21 protein-coding genes are annotated in these 25,585 nt (G+C 62.1%); 5 read left to right on the forward strand and 16 right to left on the reverse strand.

Annotated features, from left to right (window positions below; translation table 11 throughout):
- Positions 1-118: 118 nt before the first annotated feature.
- The gene (pyk, locus tag Q0H23_RS03060; RefSeq protein ID WP_293814270.1) at positions 119-1,600 is read left to right on the forward strand and encodes a pyruvate kinase; all 1,482 of its coding nucleotides are present in this window, start codon (positions 119-121) and stop codon (positions 1,598-1,600) included.
- A gap of 189 nt (positions 1,601-1,789) precedes the next feature.
- On the opposite strand, the gene Q0H23_RS03065 is transcribed toward pyk, so the two are convergent.
- The 14 genes from Q0H23_RS03065 to Q0H23_RS03130 all read right to left on the reverse strand — a co-directional run bounded on the left by Q0H23_RS03065 (position 1,790) and on the right by Q0H23_RS03130 (position 20,276).
- The gene (locus Q0H23_RS03065) at positions 1,790-2,980 is read right to left on the reverse strand and encodes an iron-containing alcohol dehydrogenase family protein (protein WP_293835560.1); all 1,191 of its coding nucleotides are present in this window, start codon (positions 2,978-2,980) and stop codon (positions 1,790-1,792) included.
- A 162-nt stretch (positions 2,981-3,142) separates the two neighbouring features.
- On the reverse strand, positions 3,143-3,877 hold the full coding sequence (locus Q0H23_RS03070; protein ID WP_293814272.1) for a GntR family transcriptional regulator: 735 nt from the start codon (positions 3,875-3,877) through the stop codon (positions 3,143-3,145).
- 341 nt (positions 3,878-4,218) lie between these two features.
- Positions 4,219-5,034 carry a hypothetical protein gene (locus tag Q0H23_RS03075; protein ID WP_293835563.1) on the reverse strand — a complete coding sequence of 272 codons (816 nt, stop codon included), beginning with the start codon at positions 5,032-5,034 and terminating at the stop codon, positions 4,219-4,221.
- A gap of 138 nt (positions 5,035-5,172) precedes the next feature.
- Positions 5,173-7,635, reverse strand: a complete 2,463-nt coding sequence (pheT, locus tag Q0H23_RS03080) for a phenylalanine--tRNA ligase subunit beta (protein WP_293835566.1) — start codon at positions 7,633-7,635, stop codon at positions 5,173-5,175.
- Positions 7,636-7,783: 148 nt separating this feature from the next.
- On the reverse strand, positions 7,784-8,860 hold the full coding sequence (gene pheS, locus Q0H23_RS03085; RefSeq protein ID WP_293814275.1) for a phenylalanine--tRNA ligase subunit alpha: 1,077 nt from the start codon (positions 8,858-8,860) through the stop codon (positions 7,784-7,786).
- Between the two features lie 449 nt (positions 8,861-9,309).
- On the reverse strand, positions 9,310-9,882 hold the full coding sequence (locus Q0H23_RS03090; protein ID WP_293835569.1) for a hypothetical protein: 573 nt from the start codon (positions 9,880-9,882) through the stop codon (positions 9,310-9,312).
- A gap of 117 nt (positions 9,883-9,999) precedes the next feature.
- Complete coding sequence (locus tag Q0H23_RS03095; protein WP_293835571.1) at positions 10,000-11,487, reverse strand: peptidase S10; 1,488 nt, start codon at positions 11,485-11,487, stop codon at positions 10,000-10,002.
- On the reverse strand, positions 11,488-12,750 hold the full coding sequence (locus Q0H23_RS03100) for a M20 family metallopeptidase (RefSeq protein WP_293814278.1): 1,263 nt from the start codon (positions 12,748-12,750) through the stop codon (positions 11,488-11,490).
- A 121-nt stretch (positions 12,751-12,871) separates the two neighbouring features.
- The gene (locus Q0H23_RS03105) at positions 12,872-13,864 is read right to left on the reverse strand and encodes an oligopeptide/dipeptide ABC transporter ATP-binding protein (protein WP_293814279.1); all 993 of its coding nucleotides are present in this window, start codon (positions 13,862-13,864) and stop codon (positions 12,872-12,874) included.
- A complete protein-coding gene (locus Q0H23_RS03110; protein ID WP_293835574.1) occupies positions 13,865-14,917 on the reverse strand; it encodes an ABC transporter ATP-binding protein in 1,053 nt (350 codons plus the stop codon).
- Positions 14,918-14,922: 5 nt separating this feature from the next.
- The gene (locus Q0H23_RS03115; protein ID WP_293814281.1) at positions 14,923-15,828 is read right to left on the reverse strand and encodes an ABC transporter permease; all 906 of its coding nucleotides are present in this window, start codon (positions 15,826-15,828) and stop codon (positions 14,923-14,925) included.
- On the reverse strand, positions 15,828-16,784 hold the full coding sequence (locus Q0H23_RS03120; RefSeq protein WP_293814282.1) for an ABC transporter permease: 957 nt from the start codon (positions 16,782-16,784) through the stop codon (positions 15,828-15,830). The genes Q0H23_RS03115 and Q0H23_RS03120 overlap by 1 nt, the downstream gene beginning before the upstream one ends.
- 113 nt (positions 16,785-16,897) lie before the next feature.
- Positions 16,898-18,499 (reverse strand): ABC transporter substrate-binding protein, encoded by a 1,602-nt coding sequence (locus tag Q0H23_RS03125; protein WP_293835579.1) that lies wholly within the window; start codon positions 18,497-18,499, stop codon positions 16,898-16,900.
- Positions 18,500-18,860: 361 nt separating this feature from the next.
- Entirely contained in the window at positions 18,861-20,276 is a 1,416-nt protein-coding gene (locus Q0H23_RS03130; protein ID WP_293835581.1) for a C1 family peptidase, read from the reverse strand.
- A gap of 145 nt (positions 20,277-20,421) precedes the next feature.
- Here Q0H23_RS03130 and Q0H23_RS03135 point away from each other — a divergent pair, with 145 nt between their 5' ends.
- Both Q0H23_RS03135 and Q0H23_RS03140 read left to right on the forward strand, forming a co-directional pair.
- Positions 20,422-21,360 carry a DUF1177 domain-containing protein gene (locus Q0H23_RS03135; RefSeq protein WP_293835584.1) on the forward strand — a complete coding sequence of 313 codons (939 nt, stop codon included), beginning with the start codon at positions 20,422-20,424 and terminating at the stop codon, positions 21,358-21,360.
- A 99-nt stretch (positions 21,361-21,459) separates the two neighbouring features.
- Positions 21,460-22,140 (forward strand): AroM family protein, encoded by a 681-nt coding sequence (locus tag Q0H23_RS03140; RefSeq protein ID WP_293814286.1) that lies wholly within the window; start codon positions 21,460-21,462, stop codon positions 22,138-22,140.
- Here the strand turns inward: Q0H23_RS03140 and Q0H23_RS03145 are convergent.
- Positions 22,137-22,538, reverse strand: coding sequence for a PTS fructose transporter subunit IIA (locus Q0H23_RS03145; protein ID WP_293814287.1), 402 nt, complete (start codon positions 22,536-22,538; stop codon positions 22,137-22,139). The genes Q0H23_RS03140 and Q0H23_RS03145 overlap by 4 nt on opposite strands.
- A gap of 217 nt (positions 22,539-22,755) precedes the next feature.
- Positions 22,756-23,940, reverse strand: a complete 1,185-nt coding sequence (gene nagA, locus Q0H23_RS03150; RefSeq protein ID WP_293835586.1) for an N-acetylglucosamine-6-phosphate deacetylase — start codon at positions 23,938-23,940, stop codon at positions 22,756-22,758.
- Between the two features lie 200 nt (positions 23,941-24,140).
- On the opposite strand from nagA, the gene Q0H23_RS03155 reads away from it, so the two are divergent.
- Positions 24,141-24,875, forward strand: coding sequence for a GntR family transcriptional regulator (locus Q0H23_RS03155; protein ID WP_293835589.1), 735 nt, complete (start codon positions 24,141-24,143; stop codon positions 24,873-24,875).
- A gap of 204 nt (positions 24,876-25,079) precedes the next feature.
- On the forward strand, positions 25,080-25,499 hold the full coding sequence (locus tag Q0H23_RS03160; RefSeq protein ID WP_293814290.1) for an RbsD/FucU domain-containing protein: 420 nt from the start codon (positions 25,080-25,082) through the stop codon (positions 25,497-25,499).
- The last annotated feature ends 86 nt before the right edge of the window (positions 25,500-25,585 follow it).

Consider the following 25,585-nt stretch of genomic DNA (forward strand, 5'->3'; position numbering starts at 1 on the left):
TAGCCCCTTTGGGCAGCCAGGCGCGCGCAGAAGTCGCCCGCGTCGAGCAGGCGGAACCCCCATTCCGCCCCCGGGTGTCAGGCATGGGGTCCGGCACTCGTCACACGAAAGGAAAGAAATGCAGTCCAAGAAGACCAAGATCGTCTGCACCATGGGTCCGGCCACCGAAGACGAGGCCGTCCTCGCCGAGCTCATCAAGGCCGGCATGAACGTCGCCCGCTTCAACTTCTCCCACGGCTCCCACGATTACCACCGTGCCGGCGTCGAGCGCGTCCGCAAGGTCTCTGCCGAGCTTGGCATCCCCGTCGCCATCATGCTCGACACCAAGGGCCCCGAGGTCCGCACCGGCGTGCTCGAGAACGGCGAGAAGGTCCACTTCGAGACCGGCGACAAGACCATCATCACCACTGATGACGACGTCATCGGCAACCATGAGCGTTTCTCCCTCGACTTCAAGAACCTCCCCAACGAGATCAAGCCGGGCGACCGCATCCTGATCGACGATGGCCTGCTTGAGTTCGACGTCGACTCCATCGACGGCACCGATATCCACTGCACCCTCGCCAACTCTGGCGACCTGGGCGAGCGCAAGGGTGTCAACATCCCCGGCGTCGACATCTCCCTCCCCGCGGTGACTGACCGCGACCGCGAGGACATCATCTTCGGCTGCGAGGTCGGCATCGACGCGATCGCCGCCTCCTTCATCCGCGACGGCAAGGGCGTCGAGGAGATCCGCCAGATCTGCCACGAGCACGGCCGCGACAACGTCTCGATCTACCCGAAGATCGAGTGTGCCCTCGGCATCGAGAACTTCGACGACATCCTGGCCCACGCCTCCGGCTGCATGGTCGCCCGCGGCGACCTCGGCATCGAGATCCCGCCCGAGAAGGTGCCGCACGCGCAGAAGGAAATGATCCGCAAGTGCAACGCCGCCTACAAGCCGGTCATCACCGCCACGCAGATGCTCGACTCCATGATCCGCAACCCGCGCCCGACGCGCGCCGAGGTCAACGACGTCGCCAACGCCGTCATGGACGGCACGGACTGCGTCATGCTCTCCGGCGAGACCGCTGCCGGCAAGTATCCGGTCGAGGCCGTGAAGATGATGGCCTCCATCTGCCGCGAGACCGAGCAGTTCCTGCCCGAGCGCCACAGCTACCACGAGCGCGGCGGCGTCCGTGACGTCAACGGCTCCATCGGCTTCGCCGCTGTGACCACCGCCAACCGCGTGGGTGCCAAGTGCATCGTCGCCCCCACCGAGAGCGGCCGCACTGCCCGCCTCATCTCCAACTTCCGCCCGAAGCTGCCGATCTATGCCGTGTCCCCGCACGATGAGACCGTCCGTAAGTGCTGCTTCTACTGGGGCGTCACCGTCCTTCCCGGCACCGCCCAGGGTGCCATTGACGTGACCGTCCGCCAGGCCCTCGACCTCATCCACAAGAAGGACCTCGTGAACGAGGGCGACCTCGTCTGCGTCACCGCCGGCGACCCGCACACCGCGCCGTCCCAGGGTGACTACATCACCTCGACGAACATGCTGCTCGTAGCGCAGGTTCCCTCTGGCGACGCAGCTGTCGCTGGCAACAAGCACGAGCTGTAAGCCTCGCGCCAAAGAGCCATTGGCGGCTGGCGCAAAGCCACTAGGCCAAAAGCCGCGACGCAGGTCGCAACGCGAATCAGTCGCTCCCAAGTGACAACAAGGCGCCCCGAGCCATCAGGTTCGGGGCGCCTTTCGTGTGTCGAGCCAGCTGTTTGCGCGAACGCGCGTATGCAAGCGGGGCCGAAGCCTCTAGAGCTTACGGGACGTGGGCTCCACGCAACGATGCGCATGAACCGCCTCAAGCGCCCTGGCCCGGCCTGCGGCGTCCCCGGCAAGAAGGGCCGTGCCATACGCGTCCGCGTCGAGAATGGCTCTCTTGAATCGCTCGGGAGTGAAGCCATAGGGAGCGCGGCCCCACTCGTTGGTCTTCTGAGCGCGCTCGACGATCCCCTCAAGCGCATCCTCGCCGCACTCAAGCTCGCCCAGGGTCACCGGGAGGCCAAGGGTGCGGTTAAGCGCCGCGTACTCGGCGAGGCTCTCTGTCTGGTCATCAAACGCCTTGAGAACGAGCACGCCAAACGAAACAACCTCTCCGTGAAGATGGCGCTCCGCGGCCTTCCCCATGCCCGTATAGGCGTTATAGAAGGCATGGGCCGTGCTCGAATTGAAGTAGTAGGCGCCCTCGGCGGCACCGAGGTTCGTCGTCATGTTCGAGACGAGGCCCGTGGAGACGATGATGTCGAGGACAATCTGCTCGAACTCATAGCTCGACTCACCCGCGCGCTTATCCGCGAGAGCCTTCTCGGAATAGTCGAGCAGAGGGCGCTCGCACGACACCGCGAGCGCACGACCCATAAGCGGCGTGTGGGGCAGGTCGAGGTCTCGGCTCGAAAGCTCGACCTCGGGCTGCTTGGAGAGCGCGTCTCCGATGCCCGCCCAGAAGTAGTCGTCAGGACTCTCCGAGATGACCTTCGTGTCGATGAAGGAGTGGATGGGCGGCTCCTTGGGCAGGAAGTAGTTATCGACCGAGCCATCCTCCTTGTAGAAGACGCCGATCGCCGTCACGGGAGCGCAGTTCGAGGCGACGGTGGGGAACGTGAAGAGGGGCTTGCCAGCGAGCTCCGCGATCTCCTTGCTCTCGTCGATGGCGCGGCCACCGCCCATGCCAAAGACCATGTCGGCCTCGACGACGCGCGGATCCAGGGCGATTCGAGCAGCCGACGAGTGCGTGGACTGGCCGCCATACCAGATGAAGTCGAGTATCTCGACGTCCGCTCCCTCAAGAGCGGCCGAGAGGCGCGGGCCGGCCTTCTCCATAGCGGTCTTTCCGCCAATCACGACGGCCTTGCGCCCGAAGCGGCGCGTGACCTCGGGCACTGCCTTATAGGCATCAACACCCACGGTGTAGCTGGGCAGGTAGTTGATAGTCGTAAGCTCCATGCATGTCCTTCCCCCGATGATGACAGTCAAGGCAAGCCTAGCCCTCTTGGAGAATGGCGTTGTTGGGCATGAGAAATGTCGCCGCCAAGGATTAACAATCCCGGCGGCGACATCAAAGGAGAATTAAAAGAGAGCGCGGCAAACACGCTGTTTATAAGGCCATTACCTCGTACGAACGGAGCTGATCACGCAGCGGTTTGCGGGGAGCCAGACGCTACCCCATTCCACGGGTGTACCGTCCTCGAGGCGTACGAGCTGGTCGAGGTCAAGCACCGGGGAACGCTCGCCGCACTCGAGCCAGCGGCCACGCCTCTTACCCGCGGCGCGAGCGCTGTACGTCATCTCCGCATCCCCAACGGACTGGCCGCTCGTGCGCTCGACGGCATCGAACAGACCCTCGCGCTCGAAGTCGACGTTCTCGAGGCCAGGGCACGGCTCAAGGTTAATGCGGCTCTCGATGAGCATGACGGGCTGCTCCGCAACGAAGCGGACGCGCATGAGGTAGAGAAAAGTTGACCCCTCCGCAATGCCGAGGTTCTGCGCGCAGACGCGATTGGCACGGTCAATGCGCTTCTCAACCACACGGGTCACGTACTCGATGCCCTGCTCGTTCATAGACTCCGCGAACGAGTGGAGCTTGTTGCCCGAGGGGCGAGCCATGACCGGCTGGATCACGAAGGTGCCGCGACCGCGCTGTTGAACGAGCAGGCCCTCCTCGACAAGCGAGCGAATGCCCTTCTGAACGGTACCGCGAGAGAGGTGGAGCATGGCCATTAGCTCGTGCTCGGACGGGATGCGTTCATCAACACCCCACTCCTTGGAATAAATCTTCTCACGAACATAGTCTGCTACCTGCACGTAGAGCAGCGAGGTGTCCTTCTTCTCGAAGTCAGCCATTGCGTGCCTTTCCATGAGCGCCAAGTGCCCGGCGTCAGGAGCGCTCTACGGCTCCCAGCAACTTGACTAGTTCTGGCTGAAGTGTAACCCCGAAGTTGACTCCCAGGCAATCGTTAAGCCTAAAAATACACGACTAGTCAACCAAACTCTACCTGCGGTTTTAGTAGTAATTTCTTATTGAGCAAGTAATCGTTTGCGCAACAGGAGACGCAATACCCAAGCAATCAACGAATGGTCAACCTCGCCAGAAGCACGTCTTCAAACAGACAGGATAGTCAACTTCGCCGTGGACGGGATAGTCAACTTCGCCGTGGCAGACGCGCGGGACCGGGCCAATAGCCCTACGCCGAGACGCGCCTCGCATAGTCACTCAGGCGCTCGACGAGCAGCTCAGTCGCATGTTCAAATACCTCAAAGAAGAAATCGCCGGTGAACAGGCTGTACTCAGGTGTGCCATCAATATGGTTGCGCTGGTTATCCTCGACAATGCCGCGCGCCACGTCCACGGAACGCCTCACGTCCCGCTCGCGGAGCGCATACTGCGGAAACTCCGCCGCCTGAGCAAGCACAGCGGCGGTCGTCTCGCAGGTCAGCGTGATGGGCAGGGTACGCCCAAACTTGTCGAAATCTCCCTGCTTGCGAATGCGAGTCGCCTCGCCCGTTGGCACGTGGTAACGCTCGAGCCAAGCGTGCGTCGCCGTGTTATAGACGCTGTCACAGAGCAGATGCGCCCAGGCACCCAGCACGACGTCGCTTGCACGATAGCCAGGGTGGGACAGGCGCTTCGCCACCTCATCGTGCGCCGGCTGGCTAGCCGGAATGATGAAGGAACCACCCGCGCGGGAGATCCTCACGCCCTCCTCCACTGTAATGGCAGCGGGGCCAATGGGCACATCCGCAGGAATCTCGAGGGTAGGCTCTACGTAGAGATCCCAGAACTCGCGTTCGCGAGGAATGGGAATGGCGCAGGGATCGGCGAAGTGGGTGAGCGCATACGGCAGAATGCCGGAAGGATGCGGCAGCATATAGCCCACGTATACGTCTGGCACATAGTTGCCAAACAGAAATGCGTCGACATCACGGATGCCAAAGGAGGAGGCCGGACCCTCCTTGAGCAAGCGCTGAACATGGGCGGTATGTACGTTCCAGCTAGGCATAGGCCCATGGTAGCACGCACGCGAAGGGGGCCGCCACAAATGTGACGACCCCCTAACTTTCGGGAAAATTTACGAGCAACGACGTCCGCGCCTATCGCAAGCCAAACGTCATCGAATCTCGGGTCTCGCCCCGTCGCTCTAGGAGCGCACCTCGCCGCCCGTAGAGGCGCAGACCTTCTTCACGACCTTCGCGTGCGCGCGCTCGACTTCCTCGCTCGTGAGTGTGTGGTCGTTCGAGCGATAGGTGAGCTGGAAGGCCATCGACTTCTTGCCAAGTCCCACACGCACCGGGTCACGATAGACGTCAAAGAGACGGGCGCTCTCGAGCAGCTTGCCGCCGGCACTGGTCAGACGCTGAACGAGGGTCTCGCACGTGACGCTCTCGTCAACGACGATCGCAAGGTCGTGCGTGATGGCGGGAAGCGTGGGCACGTCGACATACGGCAGCTCGCGCTGGGCAAGACGCAGAAGGTGCGGCTCGGAGAGCTCGAAAGCGATGACGTCCGCGTCGATGCCAAAGGCATCGAGGCTCACGGGGTGGACGTTGCCCACCCAGCCGATGAGCTCGCCGCCGGCATAGACCTCGGCCGCACGGCCAGGCTGCAGCCAGGTGTACTCCTCGGCATCAACCGGCTTGAAGCGAACCTTCGTGATGCGAAGCGCGGAGAGCAGGCGCTCGACAATACCCTTCGCATCGAAGAAGTCGAGCTTCTCGTGCTTCTGGTTCCAGCCGTCCTCGCCCCAAGCGCCAGAGAGCACGCCGCAGACGAAACGGGGCTCGTCGGGAAGCGTGCGCTTCGCATGGCCGAAGAACACGCGGCCCTGCTCGTAGAGGGCGACGTTCTCAACGCCATGATCGAGGTTGTAGGCGACGGAGCGGAGAAGGCCCGGGAGAATCGAGCGACGCATCTCGGAGTTGTTGGCGAGCAGCGGGTTCATGATGCGAACGGGCACGCCACGGCCAGTCTCGGTGATCTTTGCGCGCTCGAGGTCGCCGTCTTCCGCGAAGCAGTAGGTGAAGGTCTCCGAAAGGCCGCAGGAGCGCAGCGTGCGACCGATGAGCTGCGTGCGCTGCTGATCGACCGTGAGGCCACCGTGGTGGTTCTTGGCGCCGGGGAGCGTCGGCTCGACGCGGTCCATGCCCCACAGGCGAATGACCTCCTCGATGAGGTCAGCCTCACGGGTGAGGTCCGGGCGAGAGGTGGGCGCCACGACCTCGAAGTCATTGCCGCCCTTCTGCGGGACGACGGCGCAGCCAAGGCGCTCGAGCAGGTGGGAGATCTCCTCGTTGGTGATGGGGGCTCCGCACACGGCGCGGACGCGATCGCCACGAAGGGTGATGCAGACGGCCTCGACGGGAGCGGGATAGACGTCGACGCGACCACGGCAGACAGTGGCGCCGCAGCAGCTCTCGAAGAGAGCGGCTGCGATGTCAGAGACTTCCTCGCAGTTTGCGGCGTCGACCTGGCGCTCGTAGCGAATGGAGGCCTCGCTCATGAGGTTGAGATTGCGGCTCGTGCGGGAGATGTGGCTCTTGTCAAAGCAGGCGCTCTCGAGAAGGACGTCAACGGTGGTGTCGTCAATCTCGGAGTTGAGGCCACCCATGACGCCGGCGAGGGCGATGGGGCGCTCGCCGTCGTCGGTGATGACGGCCATGTCGCTCGTGAGCTTACGCTCCTCGCTGTCGAGCGTGGTGAGCTCCTCGCCATCGCGAGCGGCGCGGACGACGACGTGACGACGGCCGTCGCGCTCGGAGAGCTTTCCGAGGTCGAAGGCGTGCAGCGGCTGGCCGGTAAGGTACATCACGTAGTTGGTGACGTCCACGACGTTGTTGATGGGACGGCTGCCAGCAGCGATGACACGACGTGCGAGCCAGTCCGGAGACGGGCCGATCTTCACGCCACGGACGACGCGGGCGACGTAGCGAGAGCAGAGCTCGGGGGCGTCGATGCGCACGTCGACGAGGTCAGAGGACTTGGGGCCCTCCTCGTGCTGAATCGCGGGAAGCTCGATGTGCGTGTCCTCGTCGAGAACCGCGCCGACCTCGGTAGCCATGCCCACATAGGAGAGGCAGTCCGGGCGGTTGGGCGTGATCTCGCAGTCAAGGACGGTGTCGGACAGGCCACGGTACTCGGCGAAGTCCATGCCCACGGGGGCGTCCTCGGGAAGGATCATGATGCCGGAGTGGTCGCCACCGAGACCGAGCTCGCGAGCAGAGCAGTTCATGCCACAGGACTCCACGCCGCGAAGCTTGCTCTTCTTGATCTTGAAGTCACCGGGGAGCACCGCGCCGATCATCGCGACGACGATCTTGTCGCCCTCCTCGAAGTTCTGGGCGCCGCAGACGATCTGCAGCGGAACGGGATTGCCGTCCGCGTCGACGTTCCTGGCGCCAACGGAGACCTGGCAAAGCCACATGTGGTCAGAATCCGGGTGCGGCTGCTTCGAGACAACCTGGCCAACGACGACATGGTCGAGATCGGCGCCAACGCGCTCGATCGTCTCGACCTCGGTGCCGGTGCGGATGAGCTCGCGGTACAGGACCTTGGGATCGGCCGGGAGGTCGACCATGGAGCCGAGCCACTCATATGAGATGCGCATGTGAATACCTTTCTATAGCGCAGAAAATACGGGGTCATACCAGGGTTTTCACAGTGCCCGAGATGGTCGCGAAAGAGGAGCGAAGCGTGCCAAGGCACGCGAGCGACGGCTTGAGCGGCCAGATTGGGTGCTGTGGAAAGCCTGGGGGTTAGAACTGGGAGAGGAAGCGCATATCTCCCGTCATCAGCATGCGCAGGTCAGGCAGGTCGTAGCGGAGAGCAGCAACGCGCTCAGCGCCGATGCCGAAGGCGAAGCCGGTGTACTTCTCGTGGTCGATGCCGCAGTTGTCGAGAACGTTCGGGTCGACCATGCCGCAGCCGAGAATCTCAAGCCAGCCGGTGTTCTTGCAGAAGCGGCAACCCTTGCCACCACAAACGCCGCAGGACACGTCAACCTCGCAGGAGGGCTCGGTGAACGGGAAGAAGTGGGGACGGTAGCGCGTGGCTCGGTCCTTGCCGAACATCTCGCGGCAGAAGTAGTCGAGGGTTCCCTTGAGGTCGCCGAAGGTGATGCCCTCGTCCACGACGAGGCCCTCGATCTGGTTGAACTGGGGGAGGTGGCACGCGTCGGGCGTGTCGGGACGGAAGACGGTGCCCGGGCAGATCATGTAGATGGGCGGCTTCTGGGCCTCCATCGTGTGAGCCTGGACGCCGGAGGTCTGCGTGCGCAGGAGGATATCGGACTCGCCGTTGGCGTGAACCTCGGAGTGATCGAGGCTGCCAGGGTTGTTGTCCTCGACATAGAAGGTGTCGCGGGCGCTACGGCTCGGGTGGTCGAGCGGCGCGTTCAGCGCGGTGAAGTTGTAATAGCTGGTCTCGATGTAGGGACCGTCCTCGACGGTGTAGCCCATGCCGCAGAAGATCTGCTCAATCTCCTCGATAATCTGCGAGATGAGGTGTTGCGTGCCCACGGACGGGACACGACCGGGAAGCGTCACGTCGACCGAGTCGGCGGCGATGCGCGCCTCGAGGGCCGCGTGCTCGAGTTCGTGCCTGCGCTCCTCGAGGGCGGCCTCGATGCGGGAGCGCACCTCGTTGGCAAGCTTTCCCACCTTCGGACGGTCCTCCGGAGAGAGCTGGCCCATCTGGCGGAGGACACCGGTGAGAGAACCCTTCTTGCCCGTCACCGCGACGCGAACGCGGTCAAGCTCCGCGAGGTCGGCGACGTTGCCGATGCCCTTGTGCGCCTCGGCCTCGATGGCCTTGAGGTCGTCAATGATCGTCATGCCTTTCATGCCCCTTTCGTTCGCGGGCTCGCGCCCGCCTTCCTTGGCGAGAGTGCGCGACAAAAAAACCGCCCTCGCTCGCCTTCTTGCGAGCAAGGGCGGATGAGTCTCCGCGGTACCACCTTGCTTGGCCGCCGGATGTCTTGCCCGACGTACCCGCTCTTCTCCCCGTCTCGTGGGGCGGACGGCTCCCCTACTCGCGCGCGCGTTGACGCATGGCGCTTTCAGTTCGCGGCTGGTGGAGTGAACTCTGGCCGTCAACCTTGGAGGGACCTCTCAGCCGGTGGGCCCCATCTCTTATCCGCTGGCGACGCGACAGCCAAACCTCTCCGTCATTGCCTAGAGAGGAATATTAGCACAGCTACCGGCTCTACGCCCAGCTCGCAACAAAGGAGGGGTGCATGGCAAAAGCCATACACCCCTCCTCGCCTCGCTTTTTGCGAAGTTGTCTACTCTTCGTTGGAGACCGTCTCGGAATCCCCAGAGTTCTCGGGTTCGTCAGCCTCGTCACTGGAATCCGCCGGGTTCGCAGGAACAGCCCCAAAGACGGACATGACCCGGTCGAGATGCTCCTTGGCTCGAGCCTCATCTCCCTTGTTCTCGTACTGGAGAGACAGGAAGTAGTTGAGCCTCGCCTTCTCGTCCGGCTCCACATCCGCAAGCTGGTGCTCCATCTCGGCGATGTACGCGAAGCTGTTCTTGAACACGATGGCGAACGTCTGGCGCGCGTCGCGAAGCAAATCCTTGTCCTCGAAGCTCTCCATGAGCTCAAGCACGTGCTCGGCACCCTCGCGATCCTTCTGCATCTCGTAGAAGTTCATCGCGCGAGCAAGCACCAACCGACGTTGCACGTCGGTGCAGCGCATACGCAACAGCACGCTTAGCTCTGCCTTCTCGCCCTCGATATCCTGCATGGCCTCAAAGCCGTTGAGACGCATGTAGTGGAGGTTGAACGGCGGAAGGCCCGTTTTCGCCGCAGCGCCATCGAGGGTCTTAATCATTCCCTCGAAGTCCCCCGCCATGAATTGGTCTTGTGCCTTTGAGACAGCACGACCCCTGACGAGCCTTCCCGCAACGCTGCCGAGAAGGGCCACGATAACCAGAACGATCCCTAGCGTCCTCGCATCCATATGGGCAACCTACTCCGCAGCGTAGAACTCGCGCATGTCGTCGACCATCTGCATGAGGGTCGGGACATCGGTGTATGCCATGTGGCCGCAGCCATAGCGGTGGTAGGTGATGCGGCTCTTGAGCTCTGCCGGGAGGAACAGCTGCGACATCGTGTGGTCCATGTTCCACCAGGGAGTCGCGGCGTCATAGCGGCCACCGAGGATGGCGAGCTTGGTCGTCGGGCTACGACGGAGCGCCGTGGCGATGTCGAACGCGAGGTTGGGAGCGGCGGTCTTGGTGTCGTCCATGCCGGGCTCGTCGTGGACCCAGTTCCAACCGATACCGATCTCGCTCCAGACGGACAGACGGTACTCGGCGGGGTTGACGTAACCAAGCGTGCTGCGGAGGAAGCTACGGAACGCGCCGTACCAGACCTTCTCGAGAGCGTGGGCCGCCGGGTCCTCGCAAGCGAAGTAGAAGGTGTTGCGCTGCACGGGCAGCGTCATGGTCTCGGTGTAGCGCATGTCGAGGCGGCCACACATCAGGCCACGGTCGCGCACGATGTTCGCGCGGAAGTCCTCGAGCTCAATGCGGTTGTTGTGAGCGAGCAGGAAGTCCGCGGGGATGCCGATGTAGTGTTCCATCTTCTCGGCGACGCGACGCTTCTCCTCTGGGTCGATGCGATCGCCCTTCATGAGAGACGGGGCATACTCGTTCGCGGTGAACTCGCTCGCCTCATCGAACCACTCGTCGACATCGATGCCCTGGCCCGTGACGCCAAAGTGCTGGGCCGTCGAGGCGAAGCTCGGAAGCATGCCGAGGTAGTACAGGTCATTGCCCGGCAGGTTCTGCGACCAGTCAAAGTACGCAGAGAGCATCACGACGCCGGCCAGCGGCACGCCGGCCTCGCCGAGATAGCGCATAAGGACGGAGGAACGCATGGTGCCGTAGGACTCACCATAGATGTAGAGGGGACTGTCCCAGCGGTTGTTCTCGTCAAGCCAACGGACGATGGCACGGCAGAACGTGCGAGCATCCTCCTCAAGGCCGTAGACGCGCTTCTTGTCATAGCCATCAGCGACGAAAGACCAGCCGGTGCCCAGAGCGTCCAGGAACACGAGGTCCGTCTCGCGCAGGAGCGTGCCGGGGTTGTCGACGACCTCATAGGAGGCGCTCGCGAACTTCTCGCCCTCGCTCACGACACGCTTCGGGCCAAGGCCACCAAAGTTGATGGGCACGGACGCGGAGCCCGGGCCACCGTTGTAGGCAAACGTCACGGGGCGCTTGGAGGAGTCCACGGCCTCGCCGTTAACGCTGGAGGCAACGTAGTTCACGTTGAACATCTTGCCCTCGAGCACGCGCGCGGGGTCATAGATGTCGAGGTGACCAGCGGCGGCGGCGTACTCGATGCGCTCATCGCCATACTGCCAGACCAGGCCCTCGGTGCGCTTGCCCTCCGGGACGGCGTTGGCGTCGGTCGTGGCGTCCATGCCGCAGCAGCACTTCTCGTCAGTCATTTACTCCACCCCCAGCATGTCGCAGAGCGACAGCATGTAGATTTCCGCCGAGTGAACGATGTCGATAACGTCGACATCCTCGTTGTAGCCGTGGATACCCTCGTTGTTGGCCGGGCCAAACTGAATCGTCGGGGCACCGAGCGCGCGGTAGTGCGCGGCGTCAGAGCTCGCCCACTGGTAAGCCGGCAGGCACTCCTCGTTCCAGACGTCCTCGATGTTCTTCTTGAGGCTCGTGACAAGCTTGGACTCATCGTCGGTGTAGTTGCCCTCGGCAATCCAGTTATAGCTGGCCTCGACACCCTCGACACCGCTCTTGGCGATCAGAGCATCAACCGCAGCAACGACTTCCTCGTGCTTGCAGCCATACGGCAGGCGAACGTCGACGCTGCAGGAGGCGAAGTCCGGCACCTGGTTGATCTTGCCGCCACCCTGGATGATGCCGACGTTGGTGGAGCAGTGGTCGATGACGTTGCCGACGCCAGGAGTGCCGATCGTGCGCTCGGCGATGGTGCGCGAGTTCTTGACGGCGCGAGCCTGGGACTCGTCATAGTGACCGGGAACAGCGGTGATCTCGTCGATGAAGGGGATGACCTTCGCGAGCTTGTTGATGGCGTTATCGCCCTTGTAGTTGCCGGTCGAGCCGTGGCCGGGCACGCCATGAGCGGTGAACGTGAGGTGGAGGATGCCCTTCTGGCCAATCTCAATCGTGTCGTGGCCGGTGGGCTCGCCAATCATGACGGCATCGGCGCCGTCGGCATAGCCGTTCTCGCAGAACCACTTGGTACCAGAACCGGCGATCTCCTCGTCGCAGACGACGTGCAGGCGAATGTCGCCCTTGAGGTCGACGTCAGCCTCGTTCAGCATGGCCATCGAGAAGAGCAGGACCGCAAGGCCGCACTTCATGTCAGAGGTGCCGCGGCCGAGCATCTTGCCGTCGCGAATCTCGCCGCCGAACGGATCGAAGTCCCAGCCATCAAGATTGCCAACGGGCACGACGTCAACGTGACCGTTCAGAACGACGCGAAAACCGTCCTCGGATCCAATGTGAGCATAGACGACAGGGTAGTCCTCGCCGCTGTCCGCAACGAGGCGCTCGGACTCGATGCCGTGATCGGCAAGGTAGTCACGAACGAACTTGATAGCGGGCTCCTGGTCATCAATCGGGCTCTGGTTCTTGATCTGGATGAGCTGCTGGCAAAGCTTGAGCAGATCGTCCTGGTGAGCAAGTACAGCCTCGTGAAGCTGCTCCTTCGTAACCGACACTTCGGTTCCGCCTTCCCTCAAGGCATGCCGGCTCCCGGCACACCAGCCATTAGACAAACGCAAGACTTGCAAACAAACAGAAAGGGACCAGCCGGAAACGACTGGCCCCAAAATAATAGATCTACTCCGCGACCTTATCGTGGTAGAGGAAGCACGCGACGCGGTGATTGTCCTCCACCTCCATGAGCGCGGGACGCTCGTGGTGGCAGCGCTCTGTGGCGTTGGGACAACGGCCAGCTAGCGGGCAGCCGACCTGCTCGCCCACCGGGCTGGGGATTTCACCCTCGAGCTTCATCTCGGGGTGACGCTCGAAGGGATTCTCGGGCGGGATGGCCGAGAGCAGAGCCTTCGTGTAAGGGTGCAGCGGGTTCTCATAGATGCTGTGGGCAGGCGAGATCTCCATGACGCGACCGAGGTACATGATGGCCACGCGGTCAGAGATGTGCTTGACCACCGAGAGGTCGTGGCTGATGAAGATGTACGTCAGGCCACGCTCGCGCTGGAGGCGACGGAAGAGGTTCAGGACCTGGGCCTGAATCGACACGTCAAGCGCGGAGACGGGCTCGTCGCACACGATGATCTTCGGATCGAGCGAAAGGGCGCGAGCGACGTTGATGCGCTGACGCTGGCCGCCGGAGAACTCATGCGGGTAGCGCTGCAGGTGCTGGATGTCGAGGCCGACTTCCTTCATGAGGTCGAGGACCTTCTGCTGGCGCTTCGCGGCATCAGGCTCGATGCCATGGATGACCATCGGCTCCTCGATGGAAGCCGCTGCGGTAAAGCGAGGGTCAAGACTCGAATAGGAGTCCTGGAAGATCATCTGGAGATCCTTGTGCACAGGCTTGCGCGCGGCGCCCTTAAGCTTGGAAATGTCCTGGCCGTTATAGATGATCTCGCCGCTCGTGGGCTCATGGAGACCAACGATGCAGCGGCCGAGGGTCGACTTGCCACAACCGGACTCGCCGATGATGCCGAGGGTCTCGCCCTCATAGACATCAAGCGAAACGCCGGAAAGCGCATGGAGCGTCTGAGGCTTGCCGAAGAGGCCATCGCCACGAAGACGGAACTCCTTGTTAAGGTTCTTGATGCCAAGAATCACATTATCGTTGGCCATTTAGTTCGCCTCCCCACGAACGAGGCTCTCTTCGCCGTTCTGCCTGTGGCACGCCACGAAGTGGCCAGGCTTGACCTCGACCAGCGGCGGAACCTCGTGCTTGCACTTCTCACAGGCGTAGGGGCAACGGTTGTAGAAGTTGCAGCAGGTGCCGGTGAGCCTCAGATCGGGCGGAACACCCGGAATGGTCTTGAGATCGGTCTTCGCCTTATCAGAGAGCTTGGGCATGGAGTCCAGCAGGCCCCAGGTATAGGGGTGCAGCGGATTGGCGTAGAGCTCCTCCATGGGGGCATACTCGCAGGTACGGCCCGCATACATGACCATGACGTCGTCAGCCATCTGCCAGACGATGCCGAGGTTGTGCGTGATGAGGAGAATGCCCGTGTTGAGCGTGTCCTGGAGGCCCTTGAGTAGGCTCAGGACCTGGGCCTGCACCGTCACGTCAAGGGCGGTGGTGGGCTCGTCGGCGATGATGAACTTGGGGTGGCAGCTCATTGCCATGGCGATCATGACGCGCTGGCACATACCACCGGAGAGCTCGTACGGATACGAGTCCATACGCTTCTCGGGGTTGGGGATGCTCACGAGCTTGAGCATCTCGATGGCACGCTCGCGCGCGGCCTCCTTGTCGAGACCGTCATGCAGGCGGATGTTCTCGATCATCTGGGTGCCGACCTTGAACACCGGGTCGAGGGCCGTCATCGGGTCCTGGAAGATCATTGAGATGTCCTTGCCACGAAGCTCGCGAAGCTCAGCCTCGGTGGCATGCACGATATCCTTGCCGTCGAACATGACGCTGCCACCCTCGATCTTGCCGGTCTTGGGCAGAAGGTGCATCAGAGAGCTCGAGGTGACGGACTTGCCGGAACCAGACTCACCCACGATGGCAAGCGTCTTGCCACGATCGAGCGTAAAGCTCACACCGTCGACGGCTTTGGCGATACCGGCAGCCGTGTGGAAGTACGTCTTAAGGTCATGGACCTCAACAAGGTGCTCCGAGACCTGCTCGGTAGCCGCGTTGGTCTCGGTAGCCTGAGAGTTGTTCTCGCTCATAGGGCCTACCTCTTCTGCTTCGGGTCGAGAACGTCACGAATACCGTCACCAAACAGGTTGAAGCCAAGAACGGTGACGAGGATGAACATGCCAGAAATCGTGGCGATGTGAGGGGCGCCCTGCAGGCAGCTCTTGCCCTCGGAAAGAATCGAGCCCCAAGAAGCGGTGGGCGGCTGGATGCCAAGACCGAGGAAGGAGAGTGCGGCCTCAGAGATGATCGCGCTGGCGATGTTGAGCGTGAAGTAGACAATGACCGGGCTCATGGCATTGGCGAAGATGTGCTTGAAGAGGATGCGAGCGGGGCTGGCGCCAATGACGCGCTCGGCGTTGCAGTACTCCTCGTTCTTCACGACATGAACCTGACCACGCACGACACGAGCAAAGTTGGGCACGTTCGCAACGCCAATCGCGATGATCACGTTGATGGTGCCCTGACCAAGAATGGTCATGAGAATGAGGGACAGCAGGATAAACGGGAACGCCATCATGCCGTCCATGATGCGCATGATCACAGAGTCAACGATGCCGCCAAAGAAGCCGGCAATGAGGCCCAGCAGGATGCCGACGATGGCACCGAGGATGGTGCCGCCGATGGCGATGAAGATCGAGATGCGCGCACCATAGATCACGCGGGAGAGAAGGTCACGGCCATAGGCGTCGGTGCCAAACAGGTGGCCCCCCACACCGGGAGCGGCAAACATGTTGCTAGTATCCGTGGCGTTGGGATCACATGGAGCAAGCAGAGGCGCAAAGATGGCGAGAATCACCATCACGACGACGATCGCAAGGCCCACGAGCGCCATCTTGTTACGAGCGAGCTTGTGCCAGGCGTTGTTCGCCTTGCGCTCACGCTCGAGCATCTTGAGCGTTGCCTCGTCAGAAAGGCTAGCGCCAGTAGCGTTATCTGCCATTAGTTGCTACCCCCCTCATAATTGACCTTGGGGTTGATGACCATGTAGACGATGTCAACAACGAGGTTAACGAAGACGAAGACGACGGCGGAGAACAGGACCACGCCCTGAATGAGAGAGTAATCACGGCCGTTAACGGCATTGACGATGAGCGTGCCAAGGCCGGGCCAGGAGAAGATGGTCTCCGTCAGGATGGCGCCGGCGAAGGCGCTGGCGAGCTGAAGACCCAAGACGGTCACGATGGGCGGGAGCGCGTTCTTGAACGCGTGCTTCCAGATGATCTTGGATTCCTTGATGCCGCGAGCGCGGAGTGCCTTGATGTACTCACCGTTAATCGTCTCGAGCATGCTGGAACGCGTGATGCGGGCAAACGTCGCTGCAGGAATCGTTGCCAAGCAGAAGCACGGCAGAATCATGTGGCTGATGACGTCCCAGACGCCCTTCGACATTGCGCCCATGCCCATGGCGGGGAGCCAACCGAGGTTCACCGAGAAGGTGAGGACGAGCATGAGGCCCAGCCAGAAAATAGGCATGGAAACACCGACGAGGGCAAGCACCATGAAGACGTAGTCAAAAACGGTGTTCTGCTTCACAGCAGACACGACGCCGATGGGCACGCCAACGAGAAGCGCGAGCACGAGGCCTGTGAGGGTGATCGAAAGCGTGGAGGGAAGCCTGCTCAGGATGATGGGCATGACGGGGCCACTGTAGGAGTACGAGTAGCCAAAATCGCCGTGCAGGATACCAACAATGTAGTTGATGTACTGCGTAAACATGGGCTCATCGAGGCCCATCTTTACTCTCATCGTCGCAATCGCATCGGGTGACGCCTGCGGACCCAGCATCTGCGCCGCTGGATCGCCCGGAATCATGCGCGTGAGGACGAAGGTGATGGTGACGACAACGAATAGAACCGGAATCGTCTGGAGAATCCTCTTGAGGATAGTCTTTGCCACCTTTGCAACACCCCCTGAGCGGAGTCGGGCGGGAACTTGTGCCCGCGTAACCATGTGATGGGGGCACGGCTCTGGGCCATGCCCCCATCATTCTTAACTGAATGAAACTCTAATTACGCCGTCTTCGAGAGGTTGATCTCGCTGGAGACGATAGTCGTCTTGTTATCGGCGCGGCTCTGGAAGCCCTCGACCTTCTTGGAGAGGCCGGTGTTCACGTACTCGGAGCCATAGACGAAGATCGGGTCATAGGAGACGATCTTCTTCAGGGCCTCCTTGTAGTACTTGGCACGCTCGTCCTGATCCGTAACTTCGAGCGCCTTGTCGAGCAGCTCGTCAACCTCGGGGTGGTTGAAGCCAGCACCGTTACCAAGCGCGCCAACCTCAGAGGAGCTGAACAGCTTGTTGAGGAAGAAGTAGGGATCCGGGTACCAGGTCCAGCTCATGCCATACAGGTCGGCATTGCCGGCGGAGGCGGTGGCGCTGAAGGTGCCCCAGTCACTCGGGTTGATGGTGAGGTCGATGTTCAGGTTCTCCTTGAGGGACTGCTGGAGGATGGTGGCCATCTTCACGCGAGCCTCGGTGTTGGAGATGTAGATGTTGAGGGAGAGGCCATCAGGATAGCCAGCCTCGGCGAGGAGCTTCTTGGCGCCCTCGGGGTCATATGCCGGGACGTCAGCCTCGACGGACTCATCGTAGCCCCAGGAACCCTTGGGCAGGGGCAGGACGGCGGTCTCAGCCTCGCCGTAGGGATAGACGCCCTTGACCAGGTCATCACGGTTGACGGCCATAAGGATGGCCTTGCGGACCCTCTGGTCGGCGGTCGGGCCGTTGACCTGGTTCATGTAGACGTAGGCAACGTGGAGCGCCTGCTTCTGATCCATGACGAGCTGGTCGTTGTTCTTGACGGTCTGGATGGACTCGCCCGTGAGCGAAGTGGCGATGTCGACCTCACCCGTGGACAGGCCGTTGGCAGCCTGGGTCATATCGGTGACGACCTTGACGGTGACGCCGTCGAGGTGCGGCTTCTCGCCCCAGTAGCTCTCAGAGCGAGACAGGTCGCTCTGCTGATCCTTCACGAACTGATCAAGCTTGAACGGACCGGAACCGACGAGGTGATCGCCGAAAGCGTCGCCCCAGCCCTCGACCTCTTCCTTCGGGACGATGACGTTGCCGGCATCCGTAAGTGCAGTGAGGAACGAGGCATTGGGGGCCTTGAGCACGCACTCGACCGTGTGGTCATCAACGACGTTGCAGTGGTCGAGCATGCTCAGACGGTTCATCGAAGACTCGGTCGCGGAACGCTCGAGGGAGTACTTGACGTCCTCGGCGACAACGGCACGGCCCTCCTGGTACTGGCCAGCCTGGAACTTGGCGTCATCACGGATGGTGAAGGTGTAGGTGAGGCCGTCGTCAGAGATCTTCCACTCGGTGGCGAGCTGAGGAACGATCTGGGTGAGGTCGATGTTGTAGTCGACGAGGGTGTCGCACACGGTCCAGATGATCTGGGCCTCATAGGCACCCGTGTACTTGACAGGGTCAAGGTACTTGGGCGAAGAGGGAAGGCTGAGAACGAGCGTGCCGCCCTCGGCACCGGAGCCGGTGGAAGTCGAGCCGCCATCAGAGCTGCAGCCGGAGAGCGCGGTGCCCGCCATTGCCGCTGCGAAGATGGACACACCACCGACGAACGAACGACGAGAGATCTTGAGGTCAGACATGGTTCCTCCCATTTTGGTGTCAGGACGCGAGCGCCCTCTTGAAAAACGCGGATATGCCTGGAAACTGCAAATTCCTTACCAGCCATGCAATTCGCTTCATAAAAGATATCTGAAACGGCATCACGTTGAGCTAGTGATACGCGATGGTTTACTCAGGCGAAATACTGGACTGCTTTTGGATAAAACAGCAACTTCCTACTTTACCTGATAGATGTCTCTAATTACTGTACATTTTCGTGTGAACGGCTATACAATGCCCGCAGACGGCAAACCGCTGTTTCACCGCCTGCGGGCATTTCATCGCAAACAAGCGAATAAGGCTCTTTTGGCGTGGCTATTGGACATTCCCGCCCTAAAGCCCCTAGCCGATCGCGAGCATGTTATCCCAATAAGCAACGTCCTCGAGCGGCAGGGTGTCCCAGAGGTCGAGGATGCGCTGCGGCAGGAAGCGGCGCTCCACCACGACGTCGCCACCGTAGAGGCGGAACCAGTCCGCGTCCATGACGAGATAGCCGTCAAAGCCGAAGTCGTCGCCCCAGCTGTTCTCGACGCGCCAGGCCACGGGCTTGCCGTCCTCGCCCAGCTCAACGCCCTGGAAGGCCATGCAGTGCGTCATACCGCACTCGCGGTCGTCGATCATCTCGGCCTTGGTCTGGGAGAGGTCGACGCCAAAGGTGCCGTCGAGGTCCATACCATCAAGCGCGAGCACGCCGGAGAAGTCCTCGTCCTTGCGCATGAGGTTCTTGTTGACGGCGCACATCATAAACGCGGGGACGCCAGCCTTGAGCGACTCGACGGCGGCGTTCTCGAGGTCCTCCATCGGCATGTTGAGGAAGCGGAGGCGCTGGCCGCCGATGACCGGATCGAAGTAGCGGATGCCATAGGCATGCTCGTAGGGACGGGTCTCGCCCGGGAAGTTGACGAGCTCGACGTACTGCGAGAGATCGAGCTTCACGTAGCGCTCAACAAACTCGACCGGGGTGATGCCCGCGTCACGTAGGACGCGTCGCGGCTCGCCACCGTTGGCGCAGACGACCTCCTCGACCTTGGAAGCGTCGATGTCGGCACCCTCGCCCACCTCAATCGCGAGATCGAAGGTCACGGGCGGCTCGCCCAGGCAGCAGCAAAGGATCTGGTGGAACTCGGGCAGCATCTCCTGCTTCTTGGCACGAAGTTCCTCGAGCGTGGCACCCTTCGCAGCCATCTTGCGCAGGATCGTGGCGTCCTTGCGAAGGAGGGTCGTGAGCAGGGCGTTCATCTGCGCGGTGTCCTTGTTGCAGGCGGTGTCCGGCATGAGGGCCTTGGGGATGGCGCCCCACTTCTTCACGATGTTGCAGCAGAAGACGAACTGGCCGCCGTCATCGACCGGGGTGAGCATGAGCTGGGTGACCTCGCGGTCATTCCAAGGCTGATCCGCGGTATCGATCACGTACTCGAGGCGGGAGTTGCAACGCTCGAGCTTGTCATAGAACTGCACGTAGTTCTGGGAGAACTCAAAGTCATCGATGTCGAGATTGGCGAGGACCTTGGAGCGCAGGACGTTGAGCGTCGAGAACATCCAGCAGCGACCCGAGTGGCGCTGGCCGGTCACGGTCTTGGCGACCTTGAGCGACACGCCAAAGGTGTCCTGGTAGTTACGCGCCTGCCTGCGGTCGACGCTTGCCTCGACCACGCCGAGCGCGGTGACGGAGTTGCGCGCCACGCGGTTGGCACGCACGCTCGCGAAGTTATTCGTGAGCTCGTTGACGGTAGAGAAGTCGAGTTCCTCGGTTCCCATGCATCCTCCCTTGTATGAAGACGCCGCACGACGCGAACGCCCCTGTCCTTTATCGGTCGACTAGCATAGCGCTTGCACACGTAAGGCGTTCATTGCCGTATGATGGTGAGCGTTGCGAATAACCTCTAAGGAAAGGCGACCATCCATGCTTCTTCGTCAGATGCTCGACATCTATGACCTCATCGACAAGCCCCAGGCCTCCGGCGAGGAGTGCGCCGCGCTCATCCGCAGCCACGGCATCACCGAGGTGACCGTCGAGCGCGTCAGCGGTGACCGCGGTGGCACTGACTGCATCAAGGTCCTCATCCCCGGCTCCAACGGCAAGTCCTGCGGTGGCACCGCCCCCACGCTCGGCATCGTCGGCCGTCTCGGCGGCCTCGGCGCTCGTCCCGAGATGATTGGCGCCGTGTCCGACGGTGACGGTGCCCTCGCCGCCCTCACCGCCGCCCTCAAGCTCGCCGAGATGCACGAGAACGGCGACGTCCTCGAGGGCGACGTCATCATCGCCACCCACGTCTGCCCGGACGCCCCGACGCTCCCGCACGAGCCGGTCCCCTTCATGGACTCCCCGATCGACATGGCGACCATGAACCGCATGGAGGTCGACGAGCGCATGGACGCCATCGTCTCCATCGACACCACCAAGGGCAACCGCATCATCAACGTGAACGGCATCGCCATCTCCCCCACCACCAAGATGGGCTACATCCTGTCCGTCTCCAATGACCTCATGGACGTCATGACCCGCGTTACCGGCAAGATGCCGCAGGTCTTCGCCCTCTCGCAGCAGGACATCACGCCCTACGGCAATAACCTCTACCACCTCAACTCGATCCTCCAGCCCACCACCTCCACCGACGCCCCCGTCGTCGGCGTCGCGATCGCGACCGAGCAGATGGTCGCCGGCTGCGCCACCGGCGCCACCCATGGCACCGACGTGGAGGAGGCCGCCCGCTTCGCCGTCGAGGTCGCCAAGGTCTTTGGCCCCGGCGCCTGCAAGTTCTATGACGAGGAGCAGTTCGACCGTCTCCAGAAGCTCTACGGCGATATGAGCCACTTCCAGACCCCCGGCAAGTCCGAGTAGTCAGGCATACGCATCACTTGGCCCGTCGACCCAGCGTCGGCGGGCCTTTCTATGTGCCGAGCCCGAATCTATCTCGGCAATCACTCTCTTGGAGGCATCATGGCACGTCATACGCGTATCGCAGGCATCACGGTGGGCCAGAGTCCCCGCACGGACATGACCTGTGACCTCGTCCAGCGTCTTGCGGACAACCTCGAGCTCGTCGAGTACGGCGCGCTTGACGGTATGACGCTTGAGCAGGTCGAGAGCGAGCTTAAGCCCGAGCCCGGCGAGGAGGTCCTCGTCTCGCGCATGAGCGACGGCCGCCAGGCCACCTTCTCGGGAGACAAGGTCGTCCCCCTCGTCCAGGCAAAGATCGATCAGGCCGAGGCGGACGGCTGCCGCGCAATCATCGTGCTCTGCACCGGTTCCTTCCCGGAGCTCCGTCACACGGTTCCCCTCATCTTCCCGCAGCCTCTCCTGCACTCGAACGCCCGCGCGCTCGCCGGCGGTCGCCGCGTCGCCGTCATGGTGCCCGACCCGTCGCAGATCGAGCAGGCGCGTGAGTGGTGGAGCATGAGCGGCGTCGAGGTCGATATCGTTTCCGCAAGCCCCTATCAGGGCATCGACGGCGTCACGCGCGCCGCGGCTACGCTCAAGGGCGCGGACGACGCATTTCTCTGCCTCGACTGCATGGGATTCACCCTCGCCATGCGCGACGCGGCGCGCCGTGCGAGCGGCCTCGACGTACTGCTCCCCCGCACGCTCGTCGCGAGTGTGGTATCTGAGCTGCTGGGCTAGGAGATCAAGCGACTCTCCACGCCGCTCTTTCCGGCGTCGAGCGCTACGGCCACGAGTAAATCTGGCGTGGCAGCCGTATCCGCGTTGCGAGTGAAGACCGTCTCGATGACCATCGGGAGGTTCGCGCCGGCAACGACACGCACGTCCGGCATCGTGGCGGACGCCGTCATCGACTGGTAGTACGGCGTGCCGCCAATAAGATCGCACATCACGAGGACGCCGTCGGTATGCTCGCGCATAGTGGCGATGGCGCCGCTGATGAGGTGCGGGTACTCGCCGGCACGCCTCACGTCAAACGGCACGACGTCAAAGTTCTCCTGGGGACCGGCGAAGAGGTCAAGGGCGCTCGCAAGACCGGGCGCGAACTCTCCGTGACCAGTGAGGACAAATCCAACCATGAAGAACCTCCTGCGGGGCGGCGCGTGCTTGACTGCGATTAGTTCGTCCCATCAAAGCACGCAACGCGCCCCGCAGGAGGTTTCGTTACGCACTGTTTCCAGAAGCGGCACACGCGCGTTATCGCAGCTGCTTAATACGGGTGCTGCCGTTGATCCCGCAGACAGTCTTCAATCTGCCGCCCGCGTCCGCGCTGCAGCCCGCGCTACCGCATCGCCGCTAATACTCGATCGGGGCTCCCACGGACTCGCCCGCGAGGAACGTCTCGCGAAGGTTAAGCTCGTGGTCAAAGACCACGAAATCCGCGTCGCGGCCAGGCTTGATCGAGCCGCAGACGTCGTCGATGCGCGCGGAGCGAGCCGGGACCTCCGTCGCCATGCGAATCGCCTCGTCAGCGCTCGCAAGGCCCCAATCCACGATGTTCTTCACGCCCTTGGCGAGCGTGAGCACGGAACCGGCAATGTTGCCCCTCGTGCCGTCCTCATTGCGCAGGTAGCACAGGCCATCAGCGAGGACGACGGGCATGCCGCCGCTCATATAGTTGCCCTCGGGAAGGCCACCGCAGCCCAGGCAATCCGTGATAAGCACCGTATGCTGCCAGCCCTTGGCGCGAAGCAGGGACTCGATCGCGGCGGTACGCACGTGCTTGCCATCGCAGATGATCTCCGCATAGGTCTCAGGCGTCGACATGGCGCAGCCCACCACGCCCGGGTCGCGATGGTGGAGGCCGCGTTGGCCGTTGTAGGTGTGGACGAAGCAGGTCGCACCAGCGTTCACGGCGGCGAGCGCCTCGTCATAGGTGGCATCCGTGTGCCCGATGCAGGTCACGACGCCCTCGGCATCGAGCGCGGCAATGTAGTCGACGGAACCGTCCCTCTCGGGAGCAAGCGCGCTCTTGCGGATCATGCCACCGGCGCGCTCCTGCCAAGCGGCGAAGACCTCATAGCTGGGATCGACGAGAAACGCCGGGTTCTGGGCACCCACGTGTTTCATCGTGAAGAACGGCCCCTCGAGGTAGATGCCCTGCATGTGGGCACGGCCAGAGCCAGGTTGGCAAGACTTGGCGGCCTCGGCAATCGCCGCGCAGCACTCGCCGATATGCTCGACGCCATCGGTGAAGGTGGTGGGTAACCAGCTCGTCGTGCCAAACTTCGCGAGGTTCTCGCTCGCCTCGACCATACCCTCGGCATCGACGTCGATAGTGGCGTGGCCGAAGAAACCGTGGATGTGCGTGTCTACCATACCGGGAGCGATCCACCTGCCCGTGAAGTCACGGATCTCGACGCCCTCGGACGCAGCAGGAGTCCACATGCCAAACTTGCCGTCGATGACCTTGAGGTAACCGCCCAGGGCAACTCCGCCGGGCAGGAAGAACTTGTCAGCTTTGATAAGATACGAAGCCATTGCAATCCCTTCTCACGCGAAAATGCGTAGAGCAGAGCTACGGATAAACGGAATTTGGCAGCCGTTCAACGATGAGGGATTTAGTTGTTGTTCACGCCTGTCATATACTTAGTATAGTAATTCACTAGCACGGCTTTTATCCTATTTTCCCGGCAAACGGCAGCCTTTTGCGACAGGCTGAGCCCCACGGCAGGTGAGACATGCGCACGCCCAAGTACGAGCTCATCAAAGAAGACCTCCGCAAGGAGATTGAGAGCAAGAAGTTCGAGAACGGCCAACGCTTCTACAGCGAGTCAGAGCTCATCGAGCGCTACGGCGTGAGCTCCATCACCATCGTCCGCGCCATCCGCGAACTCGTGAACATGGGTTACCTCGTGCGCAGCCAGGGCAAGGGCACGTTCGTCTCACGCACGCGCAAGCGTCGCCTCGTCGAGCTCACGGACATGGAGCCATGGAAGGGCTACACCGAACGAGAGACCGTCGAGGTCCTGTCATTCGAGCGCGGTGGTGACCCGGAGGTCCGCCGTTCTATGCACCTCGGTCCCACGGAGGGCTACCAGCGCATCATGCGCATCCGTAGCTGCGAGGGCATTCCCATCGTCTATCAGCGCAGCTACATCGCGAGCCGCCTCATCAAGGAGGACGCGGAGCCGCAGGAGTACTCCTCCATCTACCGCAAGGTCCGCGAGGACTTCGGCATCTCGCTCAATGACGAGGCCGCGGTCGAGGTGGATGACATCATCTTCCCCGCGCCGATTGAGGTGGCAGATGCGCTCAAGCTCGAGGGCGACACGCCCGTCGTTCGCGAGCACAAGATCACGACGCTCGCCACGGGCGAGGTTGTCGAGGACGCGCTCTCCTATGTGCGCTGGGATTACTTCAAGCTGAAGTTCTCCTCGCTCGATCGCTCTGGTGCCCGTAGCGTACTCGACTAGGCGTCCCGCCTCGCCCCCGCGCTCGCTCTGGCACACGCAGTGTGCTCGACTAGGGCGCCCCGTCTCGCCCCCGCGCCTGCGAACCATCGCGCGCGTCCACCGAAGCGTTGACGTAGGCCCCGTCCAAAGTGGTTACAACTAAACCAGCTGCCAATTGACGGCCAACCAACGGACATGCCGCTCGCGCGGCAGAAGGGACAACCCATGCTCAACGGAATCCCCAAGAACGTCTCGCCCGACCTGCTGAAGGTCCTGATGGAGATGGGCCACGGCGACGAGATCGTCCTCTCGGACGGCAACTATCCCGCCACCTCGAGCGGCAACCTGCTCGTCCGCTGCATCGGTCTCGGCGTACCCGAGCTGCTCGACTCCATCCTCACGCTCATGCCGCTCGATGACTACGTCGAGTCTCCCGTCGCGATGATGGAATCGCCCACTCCGGAGGAGCCTCCCATTTGGGCCACCTACCGCGAGATCATCAAGAAGCACGCCGGCGACGTGAAGATCTCCCACATGGAGCATGACGCCTTCATCGAGCGCGCCCGCAAGACCTACGCCATCGTGGCCACCTCTGAGGAAGCCACCTACGCGAACATCCTTCTCCGCAAGGGCGTCGTTAAGTAGACGGCTAAGATAGCGCCTTCGCCATCCACACCGGAATTCAAGCTTGGCAGGGCTCTGGCGCATTTTCACACACGATTTGACGCAGA

The sequence above is a fragment of the uncultured Parolsenella sp. genome, from assembly GCF_934660935.1.
GTDB lineage: Bacteria > Actinomycetota > Coriobacteriia > Coriobacteriales > Atopobiaceae > Parolsenella.

Bases quoted from the DNA above. Each gene is read 5' to 3' on its own strand.
- pyk (WP_293814270.1), top strand. From the start codon at position 119: ATGCAGTCCAAGAAGACCAAGATCGTCTGCACCATGGGTCCGGCCACC.
- Q0H23_RS03065 (WP_293835560.1), bottom strand. From the start codon at position 2,980: ATGGAGCTTACGACTATCAACTACCTGCCCAGCTACACCGTGGGTGTT.
- Q0H23_RS03070 (WP_293814272.1), bottom strand. From the start codon at position 3,877: ATGGCTGACTTCGAGAAGAAGGACACCTCGCTGCTCTACGTGCAGGTA.
- Q0H23_RS03075 (WP_293835563.1), bottom strand. From the start codon at position 5,034: ATGCCTAGCTGGAACGTACATACCGCCCATGTTCAGCGCTTGCTCAAG.
- pheT (WP_293835566.1), bottom strand. From the start codon at position 7,635: ATGCGCATCTCATATGAGTGGCTCGGCTCCATGGTCGACCTCCCGGCC.
- pheS (WP_293814275.1), bottom strand. From the start codon at position 8,860: ATGACGATCATTGACGACCTCAAGGCCATCGAGGCCGAGGCGCACAAG.
- Q0H23_RS03090 (WP_293835569.1), bottom strand. From the start codon at position 9,882: ATGGCGGGGGACTTCGAGGGAATGATTAAGACCCTCGATGGCGCTGCG.
- Q0H23_RS03095 (WP_293835571.1), bottom strand. From the start codon at position 11,487: ATGACTGACGAGAAGTGCTGCTGCGGCATGGACGCCACGACCGACGCC.
- Q0H23_RS03105 (WP_293814279.1), bottom strand. From the start codon at position 13,864: ATGGCCAACGATAATGTGATTCTTGGCATCAAGAACCTTAACAAGGAG.
- Q0H23_RS03110 (WP_293835574.1), bottom strand. From the start codon at position 14,917: ATGAGCGAGAACAACTCTCAGGCTACCGAGACCAACGCGGCTACCGAG.
- Q0H23_RS03115 (WP_293814281.1), bottom strand. From the start codon at position 15,828: ATGGCAGATAACGCTACTGGCGCTAGCCTTTCTGACGAGGCAACGCTC.
- Q0H23_RS03125 (WP_293835579.1), bottom strand. From the start codon at position 18,499: ATGTCTGACCTCAAGATCTCTCGTCGTTCGTTCGTCGGTGGTGTGTCC.
- Q0H23_RS03130 (WP_293835581.1), bottom strand. From the start codon at position 20,276: ATGGGAACCGAGGAACTCGACTTCTCTACCGTCAACGAGCTCACGAAT.
- Q0H23_RS03135 (WP_293835584.1), top strand. From the start codon at position 20,422: ATGCTTCTTCGTCAGATGCTCGACATCTATGACCTCATCGACAAGCCC.
- Q0H23_RS03140 (WP_293814286.1), top strand. From the start codon at position 21,460: ATGGCACGTCATACGCGTATCGCAGGCATCACGGTGGGCCAGAGTCCC.
- Q0H23_RS03145 (WP_293814287.1), bottom strand. From the start codon at position 22,538: ATGGTTGGATTTGTCCTCACTGGTCACGGAGAGTTCGCGCCCGGTCTT.
- nagA (WP_293835586.1), bottom strand. From the start codon at position 23,940: ATGGCTTCGTATCTTATCAAAGCTGACAAGTTCTTCCTGCCCGGCGGA.
- Q0H23_RS03155 (WP_293835589.1), top strand. From the start codon at position 24,141: ATGCGCACGCCCAAGTACGAGCTCATCAAAGAAGACCTCCGCAAGGAG.
- Q0H23_RS03160 (WP_293814290.1), top strand. From the start codon at position 25,080: ATGCTCAACGGAATCCCCAAGAACGTCTCGCCCGACCTGCTGAAGGTC.